Raw genomic sequence first — 21,305 nt, 5'->3', positions numbered from 1 at the left:
GGGTAAGTCACCGTTTACACGGCGTTTGAATTCTGCAGCCAACTCAGGATGCGCAGCTTGATAAGCAGAAAATTTTTCGTTCCATGCCGCTTCTTTCGCTGTACCTGCTTCTTTTGCATCCCATTGAGCATACACATCCGCAGGAATTTCGAAGGCAGGATGCTCCCAGCCTAAAAACTCACGCACTGCTGCAATCTCTTCAGCACCGAGTGGCGCACCATGACAGTCGTGTGAACCCGCTTTGTTTGGCGAACCAAAGCCGATGATCGTCTTAGTACAGATAAGCGTAGGTCGTGGATCTACTTTTGCAGCAATGATAGCAGCGTTAATTGCTTCAGGATCGTGGCCATCTACCGCTGGAATAACGTGCCAACCATAAGCTTCAAAACGTTTAGGTGTATCATCGGAGAACCAACCTTCAACGTGACCGTCGATAGAGATGCCATTGTCATCCCAGAACGCGATCAGCTTGCCAAGACCTAGTGTACCAGCAAGAGAGCAAGCCTCGTGCGAAACACCTTCCATCAAGCAGCCATCACCCATGAAGGCATAAGTAAAGTGATTAACGATCTCGTGGCCTTCTTTGTTGAATTGTGCCGCTAGTGCTTTTTCAGCCATCGCCATACCGACTGCATTAGTGATGCCTTGACCTAAAGGACCCGTTGTTGTTTCGATACCAGGCGCATAACCGTATTCAGGATGACCTGGAGTTTTAGAATGCAGTTGACGGAAGTTTTTTAAATCGTCGATCGACAACTCATAACCACTTAGATGCAATAAAGAATAAATCAGCATAGAGCCATGACCATTTGAAAGCACAAAACGGTCACGGTCAACCCAGTCAGGGTTTGCTGGATTATGGTTTAAGTGAGAACGCCAAAGAACTTCAGCGATGTCAGCCATGCCCATAGGTGCACCAGGGTGACCAGAATTGGCCTGTTGTACACCGTCCATGCTAAGAGCACGGATAGCATTAGCGAGCTGTTTGTTCGAAAGAAGATTGCGAGAAGGCATGTCTGCTCCTGAGTACATGAAAGCAAATTGATAAAAAGATGTAAGCACATTGAATGCTGCGTTCATTCTCTCAAAGCAAAATTGCGACTGCAAACGTTTACTCTTTATTTGTGAGTGCTTTTACTCATTATTTTTTATTGCAACAATTTAAATTGCTTAAAAATGGAAGAGACTAAGTGAACCTAAATTAAACCTATCAAAAACGTATGATACATAACATATTAACTTTCGATTCTAGCATCAATACGGGATTTTAAGTCATATATACCAGCGACTTCAGACGATAAAGCAAACGATTAGCAGATAAATAATACTCACCTCTTTATAAAAAGAACTTGTAATTTGAGTGTGTAAACTTAAAATAGACGTCTAGATGTAGAAACAGCTACAGGCTGTATTGTATTTCCATAGTCCACTAATATGAGTGCACTATACGAGTAAACCTTAAGATTGGAGCTATCATGGCTAAGCACCTGTTCACTTCTGAATCTGTTTCAGAAGGCCATCCAGATAAAATCGCAGACCAAATTTCTGACGCCGTTCTTGATGCAATTCTTGAGCAAGACCCGAAGGCACGTGTTGCTTGTGAAACTTACGTCAAAACCGGCATGGTTATGGTTGGCGGTGAAGTAACCACCTCTGCATGGGTTGATATCGAGGAAATCACTCGTGAAACCGTTCGCGAAATTGGTTACGTTCATTCTGACATGGGTTTTGATGCAGACTCTTGTGCTGTTCTAAATACCATTGGTAAACAGTCTCCAGATATCAATCAAGGTGTTGATAAGGAAGATCCTAAAGAGCAAGGTGCTGGTGACCAAGGTATCATGTTTGGTTACGCAACCAACGAAACTGAGATCCTAATGCCTGCTCCAATCACTTACTCTCACCTGCTAGTGAAAAAGCAAGCTGAAGTTCGTAAGAGCGGTAAACTGGATTTCCTTCGTCCAGATGCAAAATCTCAGGTAACCTTCCAGTACGACCAAGGCAACATTGTTGGTATTGATGCTGTTGTTCTTTCAACTCAGCACTGTGATTCCATCTCTACGCCAGATCTACGCGAAGCGGTAATGGAAGAGATCATTAAACCAGTATTGCCTTCTGAGTGGATCAACAAAGAAACCAATTTCTTCATCAACCCAACTGGCCGTTTCGTAATCGGTGGCCCTATGGGTGACTGTGGTCTAACAGGCCGTAAAATCATCGTAGATACGTACGGCGGGGCTGCTCGTCACGGTGGGGGGGCATTCTCTGGTAAAGATCCATCGAAAGTAGACCGCTCTGCCGCTTACGCAGCACGTTACGTAGCGAAAAATATTGTCGCTGCAGGCATGGCTGATCGTTGTGAAATCCAACTTTCTTACGCAATCGGTGTTGCTGATCCAACCTCCATCATGGTGGAAACATTTGGTACAGAAAAAGTGTCACACGACATCATCATTGAAGCTGTACGTCAGCACTTCGATCTACGCCCATACGGCCTACAAGAAATGCTGAACCTTCTGCAACCAATCTACAAGAAGACAGCAGCATATGGCCACTTTGGTCGTGACGAGTTCCCTTGGGAAGCTACAGACAAGGCACACCTGCTAAGAGACTTCGCTGGTATCAAATAACATCAGCACTGAATAACAAAACCCTTGCTATTGCGAGGGTTTTTTTATGCCTCTCATTCCTGGTGTAATACTACTCCCACCTAAATTAGACCCCTTAAATTGAACAAAAAGACAGCAATTATTTGTAAATTTCATCATCCCCACCGATAGTTAAATGTGATGCTCAAAGACGTTTTGTCACTGAGGGCATTTTGTTGTGTTCTATTGGTGAATCATCGTCACTAATACTGCACTCATTTACGGCTTGATACCAAACACAGCGAGCAGTTGGAAAGGTTTTACGTAAATAAAAACGAATGAGAATTTATGTCGCTTTATACGAATGACAGCGACACACTCAGTCTACAAGTAAGACAAATAATGAGATGGGTTAAAGCTTGTTTCGTTTGGTACAGATCGACATCATGGAATAAATCAAGGAGGAATTATGCCTCGAACAGTAAATCCATCTGAGATCCAAAATAAACACAAATCGAAGTCTGACCAACACTACGCCAGAACCATTGCCTGCAATAAAGTCACCATGACTTCTCCCTTCCACTGGCTAGCGTTAGGCTGCCATGATTTCGTTAGGATGCCTTTTATTAGTGCCTTTTATGGCATGTGTTTCATGGTTGCAGCTGTCGGCATCGTTCTGTTAGTTGAATGGCAAGGCTCACACTTGGTGGTGATGCCCAGCTTGGTTATCTATATGCTGATTGGCCCCTTTTTGGCTCTTGGGCTCTATGATGCGAGTTGGGAGAGAGAACGTGGCCATAGACCGAGCTTACTTCATTCAATGAAAGCCATCAGTCGAAATTCAACATCACAATGGGCATTTGCAGTACTGTTAGCGATCAGCATGATCTTTTGGATGCGAATTGCTGCTCTTCTGCATGCAATATACCCTGCTGTACAAGGTGCACCTTTAAGTGAGTTTTTACCATTTTTAGCCATTGGTTCTGTGGTTGGATTTGTTTTGGCCTGTGTCGTTTTTAGCATCTCAGCCTTTTCGATCCCCTTAATGATGGAAAGAAGAGTCGATATGATGACCGCCGTATTTACAAGCTTTAACGCTGTAAAATCGAATATTTCCGCAATGATTGTTTGGGCCATTATTATTTGCACGGGCATACTCATTGGCTTCGCGACCTACGGTATTGGTATGCTGTTTACTATGCCTATCTTAGGCTACGGAACATGGCACGCTTACCATGCAACGATTAAGAAAAAGCACACACCTTAAATAACAAATGGTATGATTTGGGCCCTCGCAACTGCGGGGGCTTTTTTGTGATTAAATGAGGTACAGAGTGAAACATCAGCAAAGTGACAAAGTCAGACAAGTGATCGTCAATTGTGTCATCAAAGCTGATCAGGCATTTAAACGTACTTTTTCAGTGCCTTCTTGCAACTTCAATGTTCGTGGTAAAGCAGCAGGAAAAGCCTACTTACAACGCAATGAAATTCGCCTCAACCCCATTCTTTTTGACGAAAACCCAACCGCCTTCTTTGAAGAAGTGATTCCTCACGAAGTCGCTCACTTGATCGCTTATCAGACCTACGGTCGTGTTCAACCGCACGGTAAAGAATGGCAAGACATTATGGAGAATGTGTTTCGGGTACCCGCTAAAACCACTCATAGCTTCGACGTTGCTTCAGTACAAGGTAAAACTTTTGAATACCGCTGTCATTGTACGACCTACCCGCTTTCCATTCGTCGCCATAATAAGGTCCAACGCAATCAAGCGACTTATTCTTGTCAAAAATGTCGCTGCTTATTAGCGTTTACCGGTGTCCAGCTCTCCTAGTTTACGAAACACCAGAAGCAGCCTCTAAAGCCCCCAAAAATTCACCCATTATAACGGCTCATAGATTTTATGAGTCATCGCTTTTGATAGTCTCCCCTAGTGACTTCAAGATGCTTGATTCAGAGCGAGCGACCTTAACTCTCAGACTTTGGTATTTCACTTGCTGGACAAACCGAAGACTTGGTTATAAAAAGCGATCATATCAACAGGTCAACCCTCTCGATCATAAAATTTGATTTTTGCGTGTTAGAATGGATAACTTCATACTTTTATAGTCCTTTTACTTATGAAATATCTGTTCTATTTATCACTATTTTTTTTCTCAACATCAACTCTTGCCGCTCCACCGAGTTCTTTTTCTGCCGCCAAAAGAGAGGCGGTCAAAATTTACCAAGATCACCCCACCAGCTTTTACTGTGGCTGCCAAATCCAATGGCAAGGTAAAAAGGGGATTCCAGATCTTTCGTCCTGTGGATACCAAATTCGCAAACAACAAAAACGGGCTTCTCGTATAGAGTGGGAACATGTGGTGCCAGCTTGGCAATTTGGTCATCAACGTCAATGTTGGCAAAAAGGTGGACGAAAGAACTGCTCTCGTAGCGACAAAGCATTTCGTTTAATGGAAGCGGATTTGCACAACCTAACTCCTGCAATTGGCGAAGTGAATGGTGACCGTTCTAATTACAACTTCAGTCAGTGGAAAGGAAAAGATGGCGCAAGCTATGGCCACTGTGACATGCAAGTTAACTTCAAACAACGTAAAGTCATGCCACCCGATCGAGCTCGTGGTTCAATCGCTAGAACATACCTTTATATGAGCAAGCATTACGGCTTCAAACTTTCTAAATCACAAAATCAATTGATGAGTGCCTGGAACAAAACGTACCCTGCTGATAAATGGGAATGCGAGCGTGATCAGCGAATCGCACACATTCAAGGTAACCATAATCCATACGTACAAGCTGCTTGCAAAACGATTCTTTAAGCACGGTTAGCTCTTTCAGGGCTTTCGATAACGTCGAACATTGATCAATCCCTTTCACCATGACATGGAGGAAGGGACGAATTGTTCAAGGAAAGCCCTTAGCTGCCCCTTGTTTTTTCGATAAAAAGCATCCATGTTAGTGTCTCAACACTCGCGTATGCAGGAAAAAACAACACGATGCGTATCCCTCGAATTTATCACCCAGAAACCATTCAACAACTTGGAGCCCTCGCTTTAAGCGAAGAAGCCACTGGCCATATAGGTCGAGTGCTACGAATGAAAGAGGGTCAAGCCGTCCTTCTGTTTGACGGCAGTGGTGCAGAATTCCCGGCCGTCATTAGCCAAGTCACAAAGAAAAGTGTTATGGTTGAGCTCTCTGAACGTGTAGAAAATAACATTGAATCACCACTCGATCTGCATCTTGGCCAAGTCGTCTCCCGAGGTGACAAAATGGAATTCACCATCCAAAAATCGGTAGAACTTGGCGTCAATAGCATCACCCCACTTATTTCCGAGCGCTGCGGTGTAAAGCTCGATCAAAAACGCTTTGAAAAAAAGCTCGCCCAATGGCAAAAAATTGCGATCAGCGCTTGTGAACAATGTGGCCGTAACCGTGTTCCTGAAATCCGCCCAGTCATGACACTAGAGCAATGGTGCCAAGAGTCATTCGACGGTTTGAGATTAAATTTACATCCGCGAGCAAAATACTCAATCAATACGCTGCCAACTCCGATTGAAAAAGTGCGTCTCTTAATCGGTCCAGAAGGCGGATTATCATCAGGCGAGATCGAAATGACTCGTGAGCATCAATTTGAAGAAACCTTATTAGGTCCTCGTGTGCTTAGAACTGAAACGGCCGCTTTAACCGCAATTACCGCTTTACAAGTTCGTTTTGGCGACCTTGGTTAAATGGAGAAATACAATGCTTAAACTCGGAATAGTAATGGACCCAATCTCGTCCATTAATATCAAAAAAGATTCTAGTTTTGCCATGATGCTTGAAGCACAGCGTCGTGGCTACGACATTCACTATATGGAAATGAGCGACCTTCATCTAGACCAAGGTAAAGCCATTGCCGACACCAAAATAGTTGAACTCAAAGAGGATCCCAACGGTTGGTACCAATTCAAATCAGAGCAGACTATCGAACTTTCTGAACTTGATGCTGTACTCATGCGTAAAGATCCTCCATTCGACACTGAATACATCTATGCGACCTACATCCTTGAGCGGGCTGAAGATCAAGGCGCTCTGATTGTCAATAAACCACAGAGCCTACGTGACTGTAACGAAAAACTGTTCACAGCTTGGTTCCCAGATCTCACACCAACCACCATTGTGACTCGCAAAGCAGAAAAAATTAAAGCTTTCCGTGAAGAACACGGCGATGTGATTCTAAAACCCCTCGATGGTATGGGTGGTGCATCCATTTTCCGTGTTAAAGAAGACGATCCAAACGTATCAGTCATTATAGAAACCCTGACGAACCATGGCCAGAGCTACGCGATGGCGCAAACTTTTGTACCGGATATTAGCAATGGCGATAAGCGTATCCTTATCGTAGATGGTGAGCCGATGCCTTATTGTCTAGCGCGTATTCCGGCAAAAGGAGAGACTCGCGGTAATTTAGCCGCTGGCGGGACAGGCGAAGCTCGACCTCTTAGTGAAACGGATATGAAGATTGCACAAGCTGTTGCCCCGACTCTAAAAGAGAAAGGACTTATTTTTGTAGGACTTGACGTAATCGGTGATAAACTGACTGAAATCAACGTCACCAGCCCAACCTGCATTCGCGAAATTGAAGCCGCCTTTGGCATTTCTATTACTGGAAAACTCATGGATGCGATTGAACGTCGTATTAAAGACGAATAGCTCGCCAAATTGTAGTACATTTAATAGAGAGACCCATCAATTAGATTAAGCTGGCGTAATCACAACTTAACGAGTGCTGCGCTTGCTTGAATGACAACAAAAAGGCTGAAATGGAATGAACCTAAAGAACTATTTTTTAGTTGCCATGCCCGGAATGAAAGACCCTTACTTTCAACATAGAGTCATTTACGTGTGCGAACACAACGAAGAAGGAGCAATGGGTCTAATGATTAACGCTCCTGTCGATATTACTATCGGCAATATGCTTAAGCAGGTCGAAGTTCAGCCAGTGCATCCACGTCTCTTTGAGGACAGCTTAGATAAGCCCGTTTACAATGGAGGACCGATTTCAGAAGATCGAGGTTTTATCCTGCACAAACCGAAAGATTATTATGAATCAAGTATTCAAATGACCGATGAGTTAGCTGTAACCACATCACGCGACATTCTTTCTGTGCTCGGAACAGAAGCAGAGCCAAGTAATTATCTGGTTGCTCTGGGTTACTCTGGTTGGAGCCCAGGACAACTCGAAATGGAACTTACAGAAAACTCATGGTTAACGATTGAAGCAACACCAGAGATCATTTTCGATACCCCAATTACTGAACGTTGGGCAAAAGCCGTCGAAAAGCTCGGTATCAATCCAAGCCAATTATCCTCAGACGCAGGTCATGCATAATAGGTTTGTTTAACAGATTACATTTTCCACCTAATTGAGATTCGAAACACCCTATGTCACGTACAATTATGGCCTTTGACTTTGGCACCAAAAGTATCGGTAGCGCTATCGGCCAAGAAATTACCGGTACCGCTTCACCTTTAAAAGCATTTAAAGCCAATGATGGTATTCCAAACTGGGATGATATCGAAAGACAGATAAAGGAATGGCAGCCTAATTTACTGGTTGTCGGCTTACCCACCGACCTACACGGCAAAGCGCTTGAAACAATCACTCCCAGAGCAAAAAAGTTTGCCAATCGCCTTCAAGGTCGCTTTGGTCTGCCTGTTGAACTGCATGACGAGCGTTTATCAACCACAGAAGCTCGCGCTGAACTCTTTGATATGGGAGGCTACAAAGCCCTATCAAAAGGTAATGTTGATTGCCAATCCGCCGTCATCATTCTAGAAAGCTGGTTTGAAAACCTTTGGGCAGAATAAGTATCTGCTGGTTCATCAACTTTCCAAAGATTCCAAATATATTGATACCCAAGTAACCTCAAAATGCTTGGGTATCACTTCTCTCAGTCCATGGTGATTTTAACATTCGTCAACGACCCCGAGGATATCCCGTCTCCACGTTGTGTTTTTAGCATCAAACGTAAGTCATTCGATGAGTCAGCACTGTACAACGCATCTTCTTCACTGATTTTTCCTTGCATAACCAGCTTATAGAGTGATTGGTCGAAAGTCTGCATACCAAATTCTTTCGAGTGAGCCATGGTCGATTTGAGCTCATATAAATCCCCTCTCCGGATCAGTTCTGCAACCCGTGGGCTATTTAATAATATTTCAAACACACCGTGACGTCCGTGACCATTTTTATCGCGGATCAATTGCTGCCCCACCACCCCTTTTAAGTTCATGGATAAATCGAATAGAAACTGCTGTTTTTGATCACTGGGTACAAGATGTAAAATACGCTCTAAGGCTTGGTTAGCATTGTTTGCATGCAACGTTGCCATACACAAATGCCCCGTTTCGGCAAAAGTCATGGCATACTCCATGGTCTCCCGTGTACGAATCTCTCCAATCAGGATCATATCAGGAGCCTGACGTAACGAGTTTTTCAGCGCAACCTCATAGCTTTCGGTATCTAAGCCAACTTCTCGTTGGGTGACAATACAGCGCTGGTGTTGATGGACAAATTCGATAGGGTCTTCCACTGTCAAAATATGCCCGGATTTATTGCTGTTACGATACCCCGTCATCGCCGCCATTGTGGTTGATTTACCCGAGCCAGTCGCCCCAACCACCAAGACTAATCCCCGCTTGGCAACCGCAAGATTTTGCAAAATAGCCGGTAATTGCAGTTGTTCAAATGTCGGTATCTTAGTTTCGATACGGCGAATCACCGCCCCTGGTAATTCACGTTGAAAAAAAGCACTGATTCGGAAACGACCACTTTCTCGCACGATGGCAAAATTTGATTCATAACTACGACGAAAAGAAGCCCTACGTTCAGGGTCCATCGTACTATCAAGGAGACATTCAACTTCAGGCTGAGTTAATGCATCTCCTTGTGGACGCAGTTCTCCATCCACACGAAATAATATGGGAGCGCCGACCGTGATATAGAGATCGGACGCATTTAAATCTCGCATCCTTTCGAGAAAGATATCTAAGTCCATTTATATTTTTGTCCTTAGGTTATGAGAAGTGTTGTGCTTCAAGTTCGACTTTTTGATCCACCTCATCTCGAGACACAATGCCTTGAGACAGCAATTGACGTGCGTGTTGCTCCATCGTTTGCATCCCGTAAGCCGCCCCTGTTTGAATGATTGAGTACATCTGAGCAATTTTATCTTCACGAACAAGATTACGTATCGCTGGTGTTCCCATCATAATTTCATGGCAGGCGACTCGACCGCCACCGTTACGTTTTAAAAGCTTTTGTGCAATCACCGACCGCAAAGATTCCGAAAGCATCGAGCGCACCATATCTTTATCGCTGCCGGGGAACACATCAATAATCCGATCAATGGTTTTTGCCGCTGAGCTTGTGTGTAAGGTCCCAAGTACCAGGTGCCCGGTTTCAGCCGCCGTCAATGCCAAACTGATGGTCTCTTTATCACGCATCTCACCTAACAGAATCACATCAGGATCCTCACGTAACGCACTGCGTAACGCATTGGCAAAACTGCGAGTATCTCGATGAACTTCACGCTGGTTGATCAAGCATTTAATATTTGGATGGATAAATTCGATCGGATCTTCAATCGTTAGAATATGTTTGTTGTGATTGCGGTTAATGTAGTCAACAATGGCAGCTAAGGTGGTTGATTTACCTGATCCTGTGGGGCCAGTTACCAGAACAAGCCCCTTTTCTGCATTGGCAATTTTTTTGAAAATGTCCGGAGCATCTAAAGATTCTAATGTGGGGATGGTACCTGGAATGGCACGAAAGACCGCAGCACAACCACGAGATTGATTAAAAGCATTAACACGAAAACGGCCAACATTATGTAACTCAAATGAAAAGTCGACTTCCAGCTTCTCTTCAAACTCGTTACGCTGGGCATCGTTCATGATTTCAAACACCAAACTATGAACTTCTTGGTGTGTTAGGGCAGGAACACCTAACTTTCTAACGTCGCCATCAATGCGTACCATAGGAGATACGCCTGCAGAAAGATGTAGATCTGAAGCATTATGTTTTACACTAAAATCCAGTAACTCAGTGATATCCATTTACAGTCCTTAAATCTAAAGTACAGTTATGAGTAGTATTCAACAAAATATTGAGCACATCACCTCTCAAATCCGTCACGATGAGCAAGCATGCCAGCGTGCTCCTGAGTCTGTCCAACTTCTTGCCGTCAGTAAAACAAAGCCAGTAGAGGCTTTACTCGAAGCATATCAAGCAGGACAAATCGCATTTGGCGAAAACTATGTCCAAGAAGGCGTCGATAAAATTCAGTATTTTACCGACCATTATCCAAACAATCGCATTGAATGGCACTTTATCGGGCCAATTCAATCCAATAAAACACGCCCTATTGCCGAACATTTCGATTGGGTTCACACTATTGACCGCGCAAAAATAGCCACTCGTCTTAATGAGCAAAGACCTGTTGATAAAGGTCCATTACAAGTTCTGATCCAAGTCAATATCAGTAATGAGGCATCCAAATCAGGAGTGAATTGCGACGAACTATTCGAGCTAGCTGAGTTGATTTCTCACTTGCCCAACCTCACATTAAGAGGGTTGATGTCAATTCCTGCGAACGTCTCAAACTACCATACACAACTTGAAGCGTTTAAGCAGCTCGCAGAACTACAACAAAAATTAGCTCAGCACTCCCCAGATGTCGACACACTTTCAATGGGAATGAGTGGTGACATGACAGCAGCAATTGAAGCAGGAAGTACTATGGTTCGTATCGGCACGGCTATTTTTGGCCAGCGCGACTACAGCCCAAAACACCTTTAACCTGTTATCACTCGGCAATGTACCCCAGAGCTCTCAAGTTACTAGGATATATGGGTACATAAAAACAATAATAAACAATTGAGTTTGGACATTAGGTATATGGAAAAGAAAAAAATAGCCTTTATCGGAGCAGGAAATATGGTAAAAGCCATTGTTTCTGGCCTTATTACTAGCGGCTACCCAACACAAAGCATAACCGCAACAGCTCCTTCAGAAACTCGGCGTTTACCTTTAGAAGACTCCTTTGGTATCCATACCACCAGTGATAATTTAATGGCTGCCTCTGAAGCAGATGTTGTGGTTTTATCGGTAAAGCCACAAATGATGGCCGAAGTATGTAAGCCGCTTCAAGCCATCAACTTTGATGATAAGCTTGTGATTTCCATTGCAGCAGGTATCAGTTGTTCACGTTTAAATGATATGCTGGCAACGAAACTCAATCTAGTTCGTGTGATGCCAAACACGCCTTCTCAATTAGGTCTAGGTATGAGTGGACTTTATGCTTCTGATGGTGTTTTAGAGCAAGACAAAAATTTTGCGGCCCAGCTCATGCAAGCCGTTGGGAAGGTATGCTGGGTTGAACAAGAATCTGACATTAATAATGTGATTGCAGCAGCGGGCAGCGCCCCGGCTTACTTCTTCCTGTTTATGGAAGCTATGCAAGCAGAAGCTATCGCTCAAGGATTTGATAAAGATACTGCTCGTTTACTGGTAGAACAATCTGCTCTCGGAGCCACAAGCATGGTTGTCGAGAACCCAAATACTGAATTGGCTACCTTACGTGAAAACGTCACGTCAAAAGGAGGTACTACAGCTGAAGCACTGCGCACCTTTAATGAGCACCAACTCTCTGATATCGTAGCGAAAGCTATGCAAGCTGCGGTAAAACGTGCTGAAGAAATGGAGCAGTTGTTTTAAGTCATAAAACAATGAAACAGTGTCCCCGAACTAAAAATCATAACGGATTAATTGATCTAATTACGGGTACCTTTCATTACTTATTCTTTTAATTACTAATGGATTTTATTGGCTAATTGGGTTGTACTGACCGATTAGTTTTAATCACTACTTGTTAAGGGTACCTTATGAATTCAATGAGTTTTCTCATCTCAACCCTATTTGATCTATACATTATGATCGTAATTTTACGGGTTTGGTTGCAAGCTGCACGAGCAGATTTCTACAACCCATTCTCGCAATTTATTGTCAAAGCAACCCAACCGGTTGTCGGCCCATTGCGACGTTTGATTCCACCTTTAGGCAGTATTGACCTAGCAACCGTCTTATTTGCTTATGTTCTATGTTTACTAAAATTCGTGTCACTCACCTTAATCGCCTCAAAAGGGTCCTTTGCTTTCAGTAGCAGTTTTATCTTCCTTAGCTTACTGTCTTTGATTAAAGCGGCTGGTGGTTTAGTCTTTTGGGTATTGCTCATCCGCGCGATTCTAAGTTGGGTCAGCCAAGGCCGTAGCCCTATCGAATACGTATTCCACCAGCTAACAGAACCTATGCTTGCACCTATCCGTCGCGTCATTCCAGCAATGGGGGGCATCGATTTAAGCGTACTCGTTCTGTTTATTGCTTTACAATTTGCCAACTTCCTAATGAGCGATTTGATTGGTCCAGTTTGGATGCAACTATAAAGTCAAAAGCGAGGAAATACTGATGAGTAAATGGATTATTGCCCTAGTGTTTAGCCTATTGTCTTTATCCTGCATTGCTGAACAATTCAAAGCCATCAAAGATACTGAAGTTCACTACATTGCATTTAACTCAACTTTTCTAACGCCCGAGATCGCACGTAACAATGATATTAAGCGTAATGGTTACAATGCCGTAGTGAATATCAGTGTGCTGGATAATAAAGGGTTGAACAAACCAGCAATCGAAGCCGGTATCACTGGACAAGCCAAAAACTTACTTGGGCAAACGCGTAAACTGACGTTCCAAACCGTGAAAGAAGGCAAAGCTATCTATTACTTGGCACAATTACCGATTACCAATGAAGAAACGTTTACCTTCGATATCGACATTAATGCAGGTAATAAAGGCACTGGGAAGTTAAAATTCACCCAAACCTTTTATGTCGAAGAGTAATTGGGTTGCTGTAGATCAAAAGCAGTGCATCTCCAAAACCCAATTTTAGCATCCGAAAGTCTCATTGATCTTGAGAAGCTAGGGAGCACTCCAACCTATTTAACTAGGGAGAGCAAGACGCTCTTCCCTAATCGCTACAGAAAGAGACAATCATGAAAAAGATAGTGCTAGCAACAGGTAATCAGGGCAAAGTGAGAGAAATGGCAGATCTTTTGTCAAACTTTGGCTTTGATATATTGCCGCAAAATGAATTTAACGTATCTGAAGTTGCAGAAACGGGCACTACCTTCATTGAAAATGCCATAATTAAAGCTCGCCACGCAGCCCAGCAAACAGGCCTACCTGCTATTGCCGATGATTCTGGATTAGAGGTGGATTATTTAAAGGGGGCACCCGGTATTTACTCAGCACGTTACGCTGGTGAAAAAGCCTCAGATAGAGAGAATGTAGAAAAGCTCCTACAAGCAATGGAAGGCGTACCTGAAACAGAACGTACTGCCCGCTTTCACTGCGTTTTAGTTTTAATGCGCCACGAGAACGATCCAACACCGATTATTTGTCATGGTAAATGGGAAGGTCGTATCCTGACCGAGGCTCATGGCGAGAATGGTTTTGGCTACGACCCGATCTTTTTTGTGCCAGAGGACAACTGCGCCTCAGCCGAACTTGAACCTGCACGTAAGAAACAATTGTCTCATCGCGGTAAAGCGCTCAAGTCGTTGTTTGCTCAACTCTCTGAGCAAACCTCTCAGTAATGACGAGTGAATCGATCATGTTAATGCCACCAGCACTGAGTTTATATGTCCACATTCCATGGTGTGTACAAAAGTGCCCTTATTGCGACTTTAACTCTCACGAGCTCAAAGCCGATATTCCTGAAGAGGCCTACATCAATGCCCTTCTTGAAGATTTGGACAGCGACATTGATAAATATCAACTCAATGACGCTCTCCGCCCACTGCATTCGATCTTCATCGGTGGTGGGACACCCAGTTTGATTTCAGCCAAAGGCATCGAACGACTGCTTAAAGGTATCGAAGCTCGCATCCCATTCAAGCCTGAGATCGAAATCACCATGGAAGCCAATCCAGGCACAATTGAAGCAGAGCGCTTTGCGGGCTATCAAAAAGCAGGGGTAACACGCATCTCGATCGGTGTACAAAGTTTTGAACCACAAAAGCTGCAACGCTTAGGCCGAATTCATGGTCAAGATGAAGCAGTGAACGCCGCACATTTAGCTCATAATATTGGTTTAAACAGCTTTAATCTGGATTTAATGCATGGTCTACCTGATCAAAGTATTGAACAGGCTCTGGCGGATTTAGACAAAGCCATCGAGTTGGATCCACCACACCTATCTTGGTATCAGCTCACCATTGAACCAAACACCATGTTCTACTACAAACCACCGACTCTTCCTGATGATGATGACTTGTGGGATATTTTCGAACAAGGTCATGAAAAACTTGCAGCAGCCGGTTACGTTCAATATGAGATCTCGGGATACAGTAAACCTGGTTATCAGTGTCAGCATAACCTTAACTACTGGCGTTTTGGTGACTACCTTGGTATCGGTTGTGGCTCTCACGGTAAGCTGAGCTTTGCTGATGGTCGTATTATTCGAACCACTAAGATCAAACACCCTCGTGGCTACCTCATGGCATACCAGAATATGGTAAAACCCTATCTCGATAATGAACAATGGGTCGCCGATGAAGATCGTCCGTTTGAGTTCTTTATGAATCGCTTTCGCCTTATGGAAGCATGTCCAAAGCAAGACTACATTGATACAACTGGTCTACCATTAAGTTCAATTCAAGACAAAATTAATTGGGCAATTGACATGGGTTATCTAATTGAAACTGAGAGTCATTGGAAAATTGCCGAGAAAGGCAAACTGTTTCTCAATGACCTTCTGGAAGCATTTATGATAGAAGAAGAGCTGTAAAATAATTGAATTGGGAGCATCATGCTCCCACTCTAAAAAATCGAACGACCAATTCGCTCTGACAGTAATTCCAGCGCTTTAGTACCAGCAAGAGAGTTACCTGATGAGTCAAGCTCTGGAGACCAAACTGCAATTGTCATTGCTCCAGGCACGACCGCAATAATCCCTCCACCTACGCCAGATTTCCCCGGCATACCGACTCGATAGGCAAACTCACCCGCTCCATCATATAAACCACAAGTCGCTAGTAATGCATTCAACTGCTTCGATTCTGTAACAGGAACAATTTGCTTGCCTGTATGGACAGACGTACCTTTATTTGCCAAATAACTGAATGTCTTAGCCAAATCGACACAACTCATTTTAAGTGCACACGCGTGAAAATAATTTTGTAGCACCGGGAGCACTTCATTATCAAAATTACCAAATGAGCGCATTAAGTAAGCAATTGCAGCATTACGATCACCATGCATCATTTCCGAAGCCGCAACAACTTTGTCATAGACAATATGAGTATCACCTGAAAGCTGACGAGCGAACTCCAGTAGGCGTTGACGTGGTGCTGATAAACGACTTTGCAATAAATCGGCCACCACAATGGCCCCAGCATTAATAAATGGGTTGCGCGGAATACCTTGTTCCATCTCTAACTGGATTAATGAATTAAACGCTTGTCCCGAAGGCTCCTTTCCCACTCGAGACCAAATCTCTTCTTGCTTATATAAACACATTGCGAGAGTCAAACTTAGCGCTTTAGAGATAGATTGTATAGAGAAAGGCTCTTGCGCATCTCCCGCTTGAATCACCTCACCGTCGTTTGTATAAACCGCGATACCTAACTTTGTGTTCGCCACTTTACTCAAAGCAGGGATGTAATTGGCTACTTTACCTTGACCAATTAAAGGACGAACTTCCGCCAGAATATCTGTCAAAATTTTTGCTGTCGGTTTCATATTCTATCTTCTTGTCATTTAGGTTCAGAGAGGAGAAAAAAGCCAACGTTGACGCTGGCTTACTCTGTATTCATTCGGGCAACGGTTAGTTATGCCTTGATGGCTACAATAATATTTCTGTTTATCGATTGATCGACTCGGTGAAGGTAACCAATGTAAGGCTCTTGTGACAAAACCTGCAATCCTTGTTCTTCAAATAATGCCGCCACATCTTTCCACTTTAAAGTAAATTCGTTGAAGGATAATACGACCGAACCTTGCTTCTTCAATACCACTTTCCATGCGGGTAATGCTTCTTGCAAAAGCTCTAGTGGGCTGCGATTTAATTTGCTGTCTTTGGCATTTTTACTGCCATGTTGCACACCATAGGGCAAATCAGACACCATCACATCAACCGAGTTTTTCTTAACCACTTGGTCAGCAATACGCGTATCTGCCGAGTACAGCTTCATTACCTGAACATTACCTTTGGTGTAATCGTTCTTATCTGCAGCGGCCTCAACGACAAAACCATCGGCGACTTTTTTACCACCAGAAGTGCGCTTTTCTTTGCTCACCTTGTGCTTAAAGCGACCATTTTTCATAAATTTAACGATGAAAGTTTGGATTTCTTGAACCCATTTCTGGTTGATCTCAACACCCACAACATTCAAACCGTGGATCAAACCTTCAAACAGTGTTGTACCTTTACCACACATAGGATCCATCAGCGTTAATTGCGCACTGCCCGTGTTAGCAGCACTGACGCCTAGGTTCACCATCAAACGCGTAAACTGCTCGTTTGTCTTACCCGTATAACGCAAGATCTGGCTCATGCTCTCAGGGAAAGTATTGAATGCAGGTGCCTTAATTGGACGTAGCAAGCCATCTGCACACACTTCAAATAGCGCATAATAGATAGACGATGCGGCAATCCTACCAGCCTGAGCTTCACTCAACTCTGTGTCGCAAGAGAACACAAGTGCCGCAGGTAGCCCCACATCTTTGTTGCCGATCTCCTCAACTTGCACGCCTTCCGATACTAATATTGCCTTTAGCTCAGAACATGCAATGGTCATAGCGCTATCAAAGTAAATTCGGTTATGCCCCGGATTCGCTAATATCGCGTAATGGTACATCAACTGACTCCTTACGCCGTTCTTTTGAACTTAATGTCCCACACGCCATGACCCAGACGATGGCCGCGAGCTTCAAATTTGGTCAATGGACGCTCTTCAGGGCGAGGAATAAAATCACCTTCTGAAGCAATATTTTCAAACCCTGGAGCTTGATTCATGATTTCAATCATGTGTTCAGCGTAGTTTTCCCAGTCAGTCGCCATGTGGAAGATACCTTCATTAAGGATAAGCTTCTGACGAACCATTTCAGCGAACTCTAACTGTACGATACGACGCTTGTGGTGACGCTTTTTATGCCATGGGTCTGGGAAGAACAGCTGTAGCGTTGCTAGGCTCGCATCAGGAATCATATGCTCAAAAACTTCCACTGCGTCGTGACACATCACCCGTAGGTTAGTAACACCAGCCTCACGAGCATCCGCCAAACAAGCACCAACGCCTGGGCTATGAACTTCGATACCAATGAAATTTTTCTCTGGCGCATTCTTTGCCATCTCAACCAATGAAGCACCCATACCAAAACCGATCTCAAGCACAACTGGGTTATCATTACCAAAGACTTCTTTCCAATCAAGAAGTTCCGTTTTGTAATCAATTCCCATCGTTGGCCAGCATTCATTCATCGCATTTTCTTGGCCTTTCGTTAAACGGCCTTCACGACGCACGAAACTGCGAATTTTTCGGATCATTTTACCGTCTTCGTTGTACTCGTTAGTGGTTACTTCACTCATTGATTTTGCCTGCACATTGATTAATCAAAGCGGGGATTATCCAAAGAATTCACTTAGGTGCAAGTTTTTGTTTAGTCATTCGCCATTAACGGCCAAACAATCACACCATTGAGAATCAATATCCCTACAGTTTATCTGTTTTACTTACGCCACTATTTATGGTGCAATTTTACTCCTAACCAATAAAGAATAGAATACAGAGCAAGTCGTGACCTCATTCACCCAAGCCATCTTAAAATGGTATGACGCTTATGGCAGAAAAACGCTTCCGTGGCAGCAAAATAAAACTGCTTATAGCGTTTGGCTATCTGAAATTATGCTTCAGCAAACTCAAGTTGCTACCGTCATTCCATACTATCAGCGTTTTTTAGAACGATTCCCAACCGTTGCCGACCTTGCCAATGCCAAGCAAGATGAAGTGCTGCACCTGTGGACTGGGCTTGGCTACTATGCTCGAGCACGCAATCTTCACAAAGCCGCTCAAGAAGTCGTGCAAAATCACCAAGGAGAATTCCCTCTCGATATAGAGCAAATGAATGCTTTGCCTGGTATTGGTCGTTCTACTGCTGCTGCCATTCTCTCTTCTGTGCACAAACAGCCGCACGCGATTTTAGATGGCAACGTCAAACGTACTCTTGCCCGATGTTTTGCTATCGAAGGGTGGCCAGGACAAAAAAAAGTAGAAAAACAATTGTGGCAAATCGCTGAGCAACATACACCGCACATTGATGTTGATAAATATAATCAAGCGATGATGGACATGGGGGCAATGGTCTGTACCCGTAGTAAACCCAAGTGCACCCTATGCCCTGTGAGCACACTTTGTACTGCAAATAAACAGGGGAATGTACTCGATTACCCAGGAAAAAAACCCAAAAAAGACAAACCAATAAAGCAAACCCGATTCGTCATGCTGCATTATAAAGACCAATCTGGCGATGAGGTTTGGCTAGAACAAAGGCCACAAACGGGGATTTGGGGAGGGTTATTTTGCTTCCCGCAAACCGATCATGTCGAGCAAGAGAGTGATATCGAGCACTTGCTTGAACAACGAGGTATCAAAGAAGCCGATATTGAGCGTCAGCAGACATTAATTACTTTTCGTCATACATTCAGCCATTACCACCTCGAAATCACGCCCATTTTGATTGAATTATCCAAGCAATCCAATATGGTCATGGAAGGTAACTCTGGTCTTTGGTATAACTTATCTAAACCTGAAGCCATCGGTTTAGCTGCACCAGTAAAATTACTACTGGAAGCCCTACCTCACGAGCTTCGTTAATTACTTATAAGGAATCACTATGAGCCGTACTGTTTTTTGTGCTCGACTAAACAAAGAAGCTGAAGGCCTCGACTTTCAACTTTACCCAGGTGAACTCGGTAAACGCATCTTTGATAACATTTCAAAAGAAGCATGGGCCCAGTGGCAACATAAACAAACCATGTTGATTAATGAAAAGAAACTCAACATGATGGATCCAGAGCATCGCAAGCTTCTCGAAACTGAAATGGTGAACTTCCTCTTTGAAGGCAAGGAAGTTCATATTGAAGGCTACACACCTCCGAGTGAGTAATCCCCTTTCTCATCATGATGCCGCCGTAGATAATACGGCGTCATTTCTCACATCGTCCTTTATGACCCTCCAAAATATCTATGAAAAGAATTGCTTTTATTGCTGCAACCTTACTTCTTACTGGCTGTAGTCGAGAATTCGTTGAACAACTCTATGACGTGAATTACGAGCCAACTAACCGTTTTGCGGTCAACCTTGCCGAACTGCCCGGTCAATACGAAAAAGATACCGAAGCATTAGATGCCCTGATCAGCAGCTTTTCAGGAAATATCAAAAAACGCTGGGGGCAACGTGAAATTAAGTTTGCAGGTAAAAGCAACTACGTTAAGTACATTGATAATTACTTAAGTCGTGCGGAAGTCGATTTTCAAAAAGGATTAATCACCATTGAAACCGTTTCTTCAACAGAGCCTCAAAAACACCTAAAAAATGCAATCATCACCACCTTATTAACTCCGGATGATCCCGCCAATGTCGATTTATTTTCTTCAAAAGAAATCAAACTGGAAGGTCAGCCGTTTCTCTATAAACAAGTCGTGGATCAAGACCAAAAGCCAATTCAATGGACATGGCGAGCCAATCGTTTCGCTGATTACTTAATCGCAAATAAAATCAAAACAAAGCAAGTAGATTTTAAAAAAGCTTATTACGTTCAAATACCAATGGTTGAGGACCATTTTTCTCAACGCAGCTATCAGTATGCAGATATAGTGCAAAGAGCATCGAAAAAATACGGCATACCTGAAGACCTTATCTACGCCATCATCAAAACTGAAAGCAGCTTTAACCCTTACGCTGTGAGCTGGGCCAATGCTTACGGATTAATGCAAGTGGTCCCTAAAACAGCTGGGCGAGATGTATTCAAATTAGTCAAAAAACGTTCTGGCCAACCAACACCTGAATATTTATTTAATCCAGAGAACAACATCGATACTGGCACGGCTTACTTTTACTTGCTAAAAAATCGCTACCTAAAAGAGGTGAAAAATCCAACGTCTCTAGAATACAGTATGATTTCAGCTTACAACGGAGGCACTGGCGGTGTTCTAAATACATTTCATTCGAGCAATAGACAACGAGCGATGAGAGATTTAAATTCACTCAAGCCGAATCAAGTCTACTGGGCTCTGACCAAAAAACATCCCAATAGTGAATCTCGACGTTACTTAGAAAAAGTCACAAAATTCAAAAAGGAATTTAACGCTCAGTAAACTTCATCATGACAGTTGAATAAAAAGCATCCGAACGAACACTTTTTTGAAATTATTTAAAAAAAGTGGTTGACGCAATGCAGGAAAATCCGTTTAATAGCGCTCCGTTGCCCGGATAGCTCAGTCGGTAGAGCAGAGGATTGAAAATCCTCGTGTCGGTGGTTCGATTCCGCCTCCGGGCACCACGATTAAATGTTGTTGGTGTTAAATGTTCACGAGCAACCATTGCAAAGAATAAGATG

General features: G+C 43.4%; 23 protein-coding genes and 1 tRNA gene. 18 read left to right on the top strand and 6 right to left on the bottom strand.

Annotated elements, in window-relative coordinates:
- Window positions 1–1,014, bottom strand: a 1,014-nt coding sequence (locus tag VSA01S_RS17680) for a thiamine pyrophosphate-binding protein (RefSeq protein ID WP_244949884.1), incomplete at its 3' end; no start/stop codon positions are given.
- A 461-nt stretch (window positions 1,015–1,475) separates the two neighbouring features.
- Here VSA01S_RS17680 and metK point away from each other — a divergent pair.
- The 8 genes from metK (at window position 1,476) to ruvX (ending at window position 8,436) form a co-directional block, all read left to right on the top strand.
- Window positions 1,476–2,630: a methionine adenosyltransferase gene (gene metK, locus VSA01S_RS17675; RefSeq protein ID WP_039979907.1), complete on the top strand. Its 1,155-nt coding sequence runs from the start codon at window positions 1,476–1,478 to the stop codon at window positions 2,628–2,630.
- 427 nt (window positions 2,631–3,057) lie between these two features.
- A complete protein-coding gene (locus tag VSA01S_RS17670) occupies window positions 3,058–3,855 on the top strand; it encodes a DUF2189 domain-containing protein (protein WP_039979908.1) in 798 nt (265 codons plus the stop codon).
- 67 nt (window positions 3,856–3,922) lie between these two features.
- Complete coding sequence (locus VSA01S_RS17665; protein WP_102857613.1) at window positions 3,923–4,420, top strand: SprT family zinc-dependent metalloprotease; 498 nt, start codon at window positions 3,923–3,925, stop codon at window positions 4,418–4,420.
- Between the two features lie 286 nt (window positions 4,421–4,706).
- Window positions 4,707–5,405, top strand: coding sequence for an endonuclease (locus tag VSA01S_RS17660; protein ID WP_039979910.1), 699 nt, complete (start codon window positions 4,707–4,709; stop codon window positions 5,403–5,405).
- A gap of 177 nt (window positions 5,406–5,582) precedes the next feature.
- On the top strand, window positions 5,583–6,314 hold the full coding sequence (gene rsmE, locus VSA01S_RS17655; RefSeq protein ID WP_039979911.1) for a 16S rRNA (uracil(1498)-N(3))-methyltransferase: 732 nt from the start codon (window positions 5,583–5,585) through the stop codon (window positions 6,312–6,314).
- 13 nt (window positions 6,315–6,327) lie between these two features.
- Complete coding sequence (gene gshB / locus VSA01S_RS17650) at window positions 6,328–7,278, top strand: glutathione synthase (protein WP_039979912.1); 951 nt, start codon at window positions 6,328–6,330, stop codon at window positions 7,276–7,278.
- 115 nt (window positions 7,279–7,393) lie between these two features.
- A complete protein-coding gene (locus VSA01S_RS17645; RefSeq protein WP_039979913.1) occupies window positions 7,394–7,957 on the top strand; it encodes a YqgE/AlgH family protein in 564 nt (187 codons plus the stop codon).
- Between the two features lie 53 nt (window positions 7,958–8,010).
- Window positions 8,011–8,436, top strand: coding sequence for a Holliday junction resolvase RuvX (ruvX, locus tag VSA01S_RS17640; RefSeq protein WP_039979914.1), 426 nt, complete (start codon window positions 8,011–8,013; stop codon window positions 8,434–8,436).
- Between the two features lie 83 nt (window positions 8,437–8,519).
- On the opposite strand, the gene VSA01S_RS17635 is transcribed toward ruvX, so the two are convergent.
- On the bottom strand, window positions 8,520–9,626 hold the full coding sequence (locus VSA01S_RS17635) for a PilT/PilU family type 4a pilus ATPase (RefSeq protein WP_039979915.1): 1,107 nt from the start codon (window positions 9,624–9,626) through the stop codon (window positions 8,520–8,522).
- Window positions 9,627–9,645: 19 nt separating this feature from the next.
- Window positions 9,646–10,686, bottom strand: a complete 1,041-nt coding sequence (locus tag VSA01S_RS17630; RefSeq protein WP_039979916.1) for a type IV pilus twitching motility protein PilT — start codon at window positions 10,684–10,686, stop codon at window positions 9,646–9,648.
- 28 nt (window positions 10,687–10,714) lie between these two features.
- Between VSA01S_RS17630 and VSA01S_RS17625 the strand changes: the two genes are divergently transcribed.
- The 6 genes from VSA01S_RS17625 (at window position 10,715) to hemW (ending at window position 15,473) form a co-directional block, all read left to right on the top strand.
- Complete coding sequence (locus tag VSA01S_RS17625; RefSeq protein WP_039979918.1) at window positions 10,715–11,428, top strand: YggS family pyridoxal phosphate-dependent enzyme; 714 nt, start codon at window positions 10,715–10,717, stop codon at window positions 11,426–11,428.
- 99 nt (window positions 11,429–11,527) lie between these two features.
- A complete protein-coding gene (gene proC / locus VSA01S_RS17620; protein WP_039979919.1) occupies window positions 11,528–12,346 on the top strand; it encodes a pyrroline-5-carboxylate reductase in 819 nt (272 codons plus the stop codon).
- 167 nt (window positions 12,347–12,513) lie between these two features.
- A complete protein-coding gene (locus VSA01S_RS17615; RefSeq protein ID WP_039979920.1) occupies window positions 12,514–13,071 on the top strand; it encodes a YggT family protein in 558 nt (185 codons plus the stop codon).
- A 22-nt stretch (window positions 13,072–13,093) separates the two neighbouring features.
- Complete coding sequence (locus tag VSA01S_RS17610; protein WP_039979921.1) at window positions 13,094–13,525, top strand: DUF4426 domain-containing protein; 432 nt, start codon at window positions 13,094–13,096, stop codon at window positions 13,523–13,525.
- Window positions 13,526–13,677: 152 nt separating this feature from the next.
- A complete protein-coding gene (locus VSA01S_RS17605; protein WP_039979922.1) occupies window positions 13,678–14,280 on the top strand; it encodes an XTP/dITP diphosphatase in 603 nt (200 codons plus the stop codon).
- A gap of 17 nt (window positions 14,281–14,297) precedes the next feature.
- Entirely contained in the window at window positions 14,298–15,473 is a 1,176-nt protein-coding gene (gene hemW / locus VSA01S_RS17600) for a radical SAM family heme chaperone HemW (RefSeq protein WP_039979923.1), read from the top strand.
- Between the two features lie 32 nt (window positions 15,474–15,505).
- Here hemW and glsB read toward each other — a convergent pair whose 3' ends face one another.
- The 3 genes from glsB to trmB form a co-directional block, all read right to left on the bottom strand.
- The gene (glsB, locus tag VSA01S_RS17595; RefSeq protein ID WP_039979924.1) at window positions 15,506–16,426 is read right to left on the bottom strand and encodes a glutaminase B; all 921 of its coding nucleotides are present in this window, start codon (window positions 16,424–16,426) and stop codon (window positions 15,506–15,508) included.
- A gap of 89 nt (window positions 16,427–16,515) precedes the next feature.
- Entirely contained in the window at window positions 16,516–17,544 is a 1,029-nt protein-coding gene (locus VSA01S_RS17590; RefSeq protein WP_039979925.1) for a TRM11 family SAM-dependent methyltransferase, read from the bottom strand.
- Between the two features lie 11 nt (window positions 17,545–17,555).
- A complete protein-coding gene (gene trmB, locus VSA01S_RS17585) occupies window positions 17,556–18,275 on the bottom strand; it encodes a tRNA (guanosine(46)-N7)-methyltransferase TrmB (protein ID WP_021711372.1) in 720 nt (239 codons plus the stop codon).
- A gap of 208 nt (window positions 18,276–18,483) precedes the next feature.
- Between trmB and mutY the strand changes: the two genes are divergently transcribed.
- The 4 genes from mutY to VSA01S_RS17565 all read left to right on the top strand — a co-directional run bounded on the left by mutY (window position 18,484) and on the right by VSA01S_RS17565 (window position 21,248).
- Complete coding sequence (gene mutY / locus VSA01S_RS17580) at window positions 18,484–19,560, top strand: A/G-specific adenine glycosylase (RefSeq protein ID WP_039979926.1); 1,077 nt, start codon at window positions 18,484–18,486, stop codon at window positions 19,558–19,560.
- Between the two features lie 19 nt (window positions 19,561–19,579).
- Window positions 19,580–19,852, top strand: a complete 273-nt coding sequence (locus VSA01S_RS17575) for an oxidative damage protection protein (RefSeq protein ID WP_039979927.1) — start codon at window positions 19,580–19,582, stop codon at window positions 19,850–19,852.
- 80 nt (window positions 19,853–19,932) lie between these two features.
- On the top strand, window positions 19,933–21,063 hold the full coding sequence (gene mltC / locus VSA01S_RS17570; RefSeq protein ID WP_039979928.1) for a membrane-bound lytic murein transglycosylase MltC: 1,131 nt from the start codon (window positions 19,933–19,935) through the stop codon (window positions 21,061–21,063).
- 109 nt (window positions 21,064–21,172) lie between these two features.
- Window positions 21,173–21,248: transfer RNA gene (locus tag VSA01S_RS17565), tRNA-Phe, on the top strand.
- Window positions 21,249–21,305: the final 57 nt, after the last annotated feature.

Source organism: Vibrio sagamiensis NBRC 104589, from assembly GCF_007990935.1.
Classification (GTDB): Bacteria; Pseudomonadota; Gammaproteobacteria; order Enterobacterales; family Vibrionaceae; genus Vibrio; species Vibrio sagamiensis.
This window is presented reverse-complemented; position numbering and strand designations above follow the sequence as displayed.

What these genes read in the sequence shown, in the direction of transcription:
- metK (WP_039979907.1), top strand. Translation starts at nt 1,476, where the DNA reads ATGGCTAAGCACCTGTTCACTTCTGAATCTGTTTCAGAAGGCCATCCA.
- VSA01S_RS17670 (WP_039979908.1), top strand. Translation starts at nt 3,058, where the DNA reads ATGCCTCGAACAGTAAATCCATCTGAGATCCAAAATAAACACAAATCG.
- VSA01S_RS17660 (WP_039979910.1), top strand. Translation starts at nt 4,707, where the DNA reads ATGAAATATCTGTTCTATTTATCACTATTTTTTTTCTCAACATCAACT.
- rsmE (WP_039979911.1), top strand. Translation starts at nt 5,583, where the DNA reads ATGCGTATCCCTCGAATTTATCACCCAGAAACCATTCAACAACTTGGA.
- gshB (WP_039979912.1), top strand. Translation starts at nt 6,328, where the DNA reads ATGCTTAAACTCGGAATAGTAATGGACCCAATCTCGTCCATTAATATC.
- VSA01S_RS17645 (WP_039979913.1), top strand. Translation starts at nt 7,394, where the DNA reads ATGAACCTAAAGAACTATTTTTTAGTTGCCATGCCCGGAATGAAAGAC.
- ruvX (WP_039979914.1), top strand. Translation starts at nt 8,011, where the DNA reads ATGTCACGTACAATTATGGCCTTTGACTTTGGCACCAAAAGTATCGGT.
- VSA01S_RS17635 (WP_039979915.1), bottom strand. Translation starts at nt 9,626, where the DNA reads ATGGACTTAGATATCTTTCTCGAAAGGATGCGAGATTTAAATGCGTCC.
- VSA01S_RS17630 (WP_039979916.1), bottom strand. Translation starts at nt 10,686, where the DNA reads ATGGATATCACTGAGTTACTGGATTTTAGTGTAAAACATAATGCTTCA.
- VSA01S_RS17625 (WP_039979918.1), top strand. Translation starts at nt 10,715, where the DNA reads ATGAGTAGTATTCAACAAAATATTGAGCACATCACCTCTCAAATCCGT.
- proC (WP_039979919.1), top strand. Translation starts at nt 11,528, where the DNA reads ATGGAAAAGAAAAAAATAGCCTTTATCGGAGCAGGAAATATGGTAAAA.
- VSA01S_RS17615 (WP_039979920.1), top strand. Translation starts at nt 12,514, where the DNA reads ATGAATTCAATGAGTTTTCTCATCTCAACCCTATTTGATCTATACATT.
- VSA01S_RS17610 (WP_039979921.1), top strand. Translation starts at nt 13,094, where the DNA reads ATGAGTAAATGGATTATTGCCCTAGTGTTTAGCCTATTGTCTTTATCC.
- VSA01S_RS17605 (WP_039979922.1), top strand. Translation starts at nt 13,678, where the DNA reads ATGAAAAAGATAGTGCTAGCAACAGGTAATCAGGGCAAAGTGAGAGAA.
- hemW (WP_039979923.1), top strand. Translation starts at nt 14,298, where the DNA reads ATGTTAATGCCACCAGCACTGAGTTTATATGTCCACATTCCATGGTGT.
- glsB (WP_039979924.1), bottom strand. Translation starts at nt 16,426, where the DNA reads ATGAAACCGACAGCAAAAATTTTGACAGATATTCTGGCGGAAGTTCGT.
- VSA01S_RS17590 (WP_039979925.1), bottom strand. Translation starts at nt 17,544, where the DNA reads ATGTACCATTACGCGATATTAGCGAATCCGGGGCATAACCGAATTTAC.
- trmB (WP_021711372.1), bottom strand. Translation starts at nt 18,275, where the DNA reads ATGAGTGAAGTAACCACTAACGAGTACAACGAAGACGGTAAAATGATC.
- VSA01S_RS17575 (WP_039979927.1), top strand. Translation starts at nt 19,580, where the DNA reads ATGAGCCGTACTGTTTTTTGTGCTCGACTAAACAAAGAAGCTGAAGGC.
- mltC (WP_039979928.1), top strand. Translation starts at nt 19,933, where the DNA reads ATGAAAAGAATTGCTTTTATTGCTGCAACCTTACTTCTTACTGGCTGT.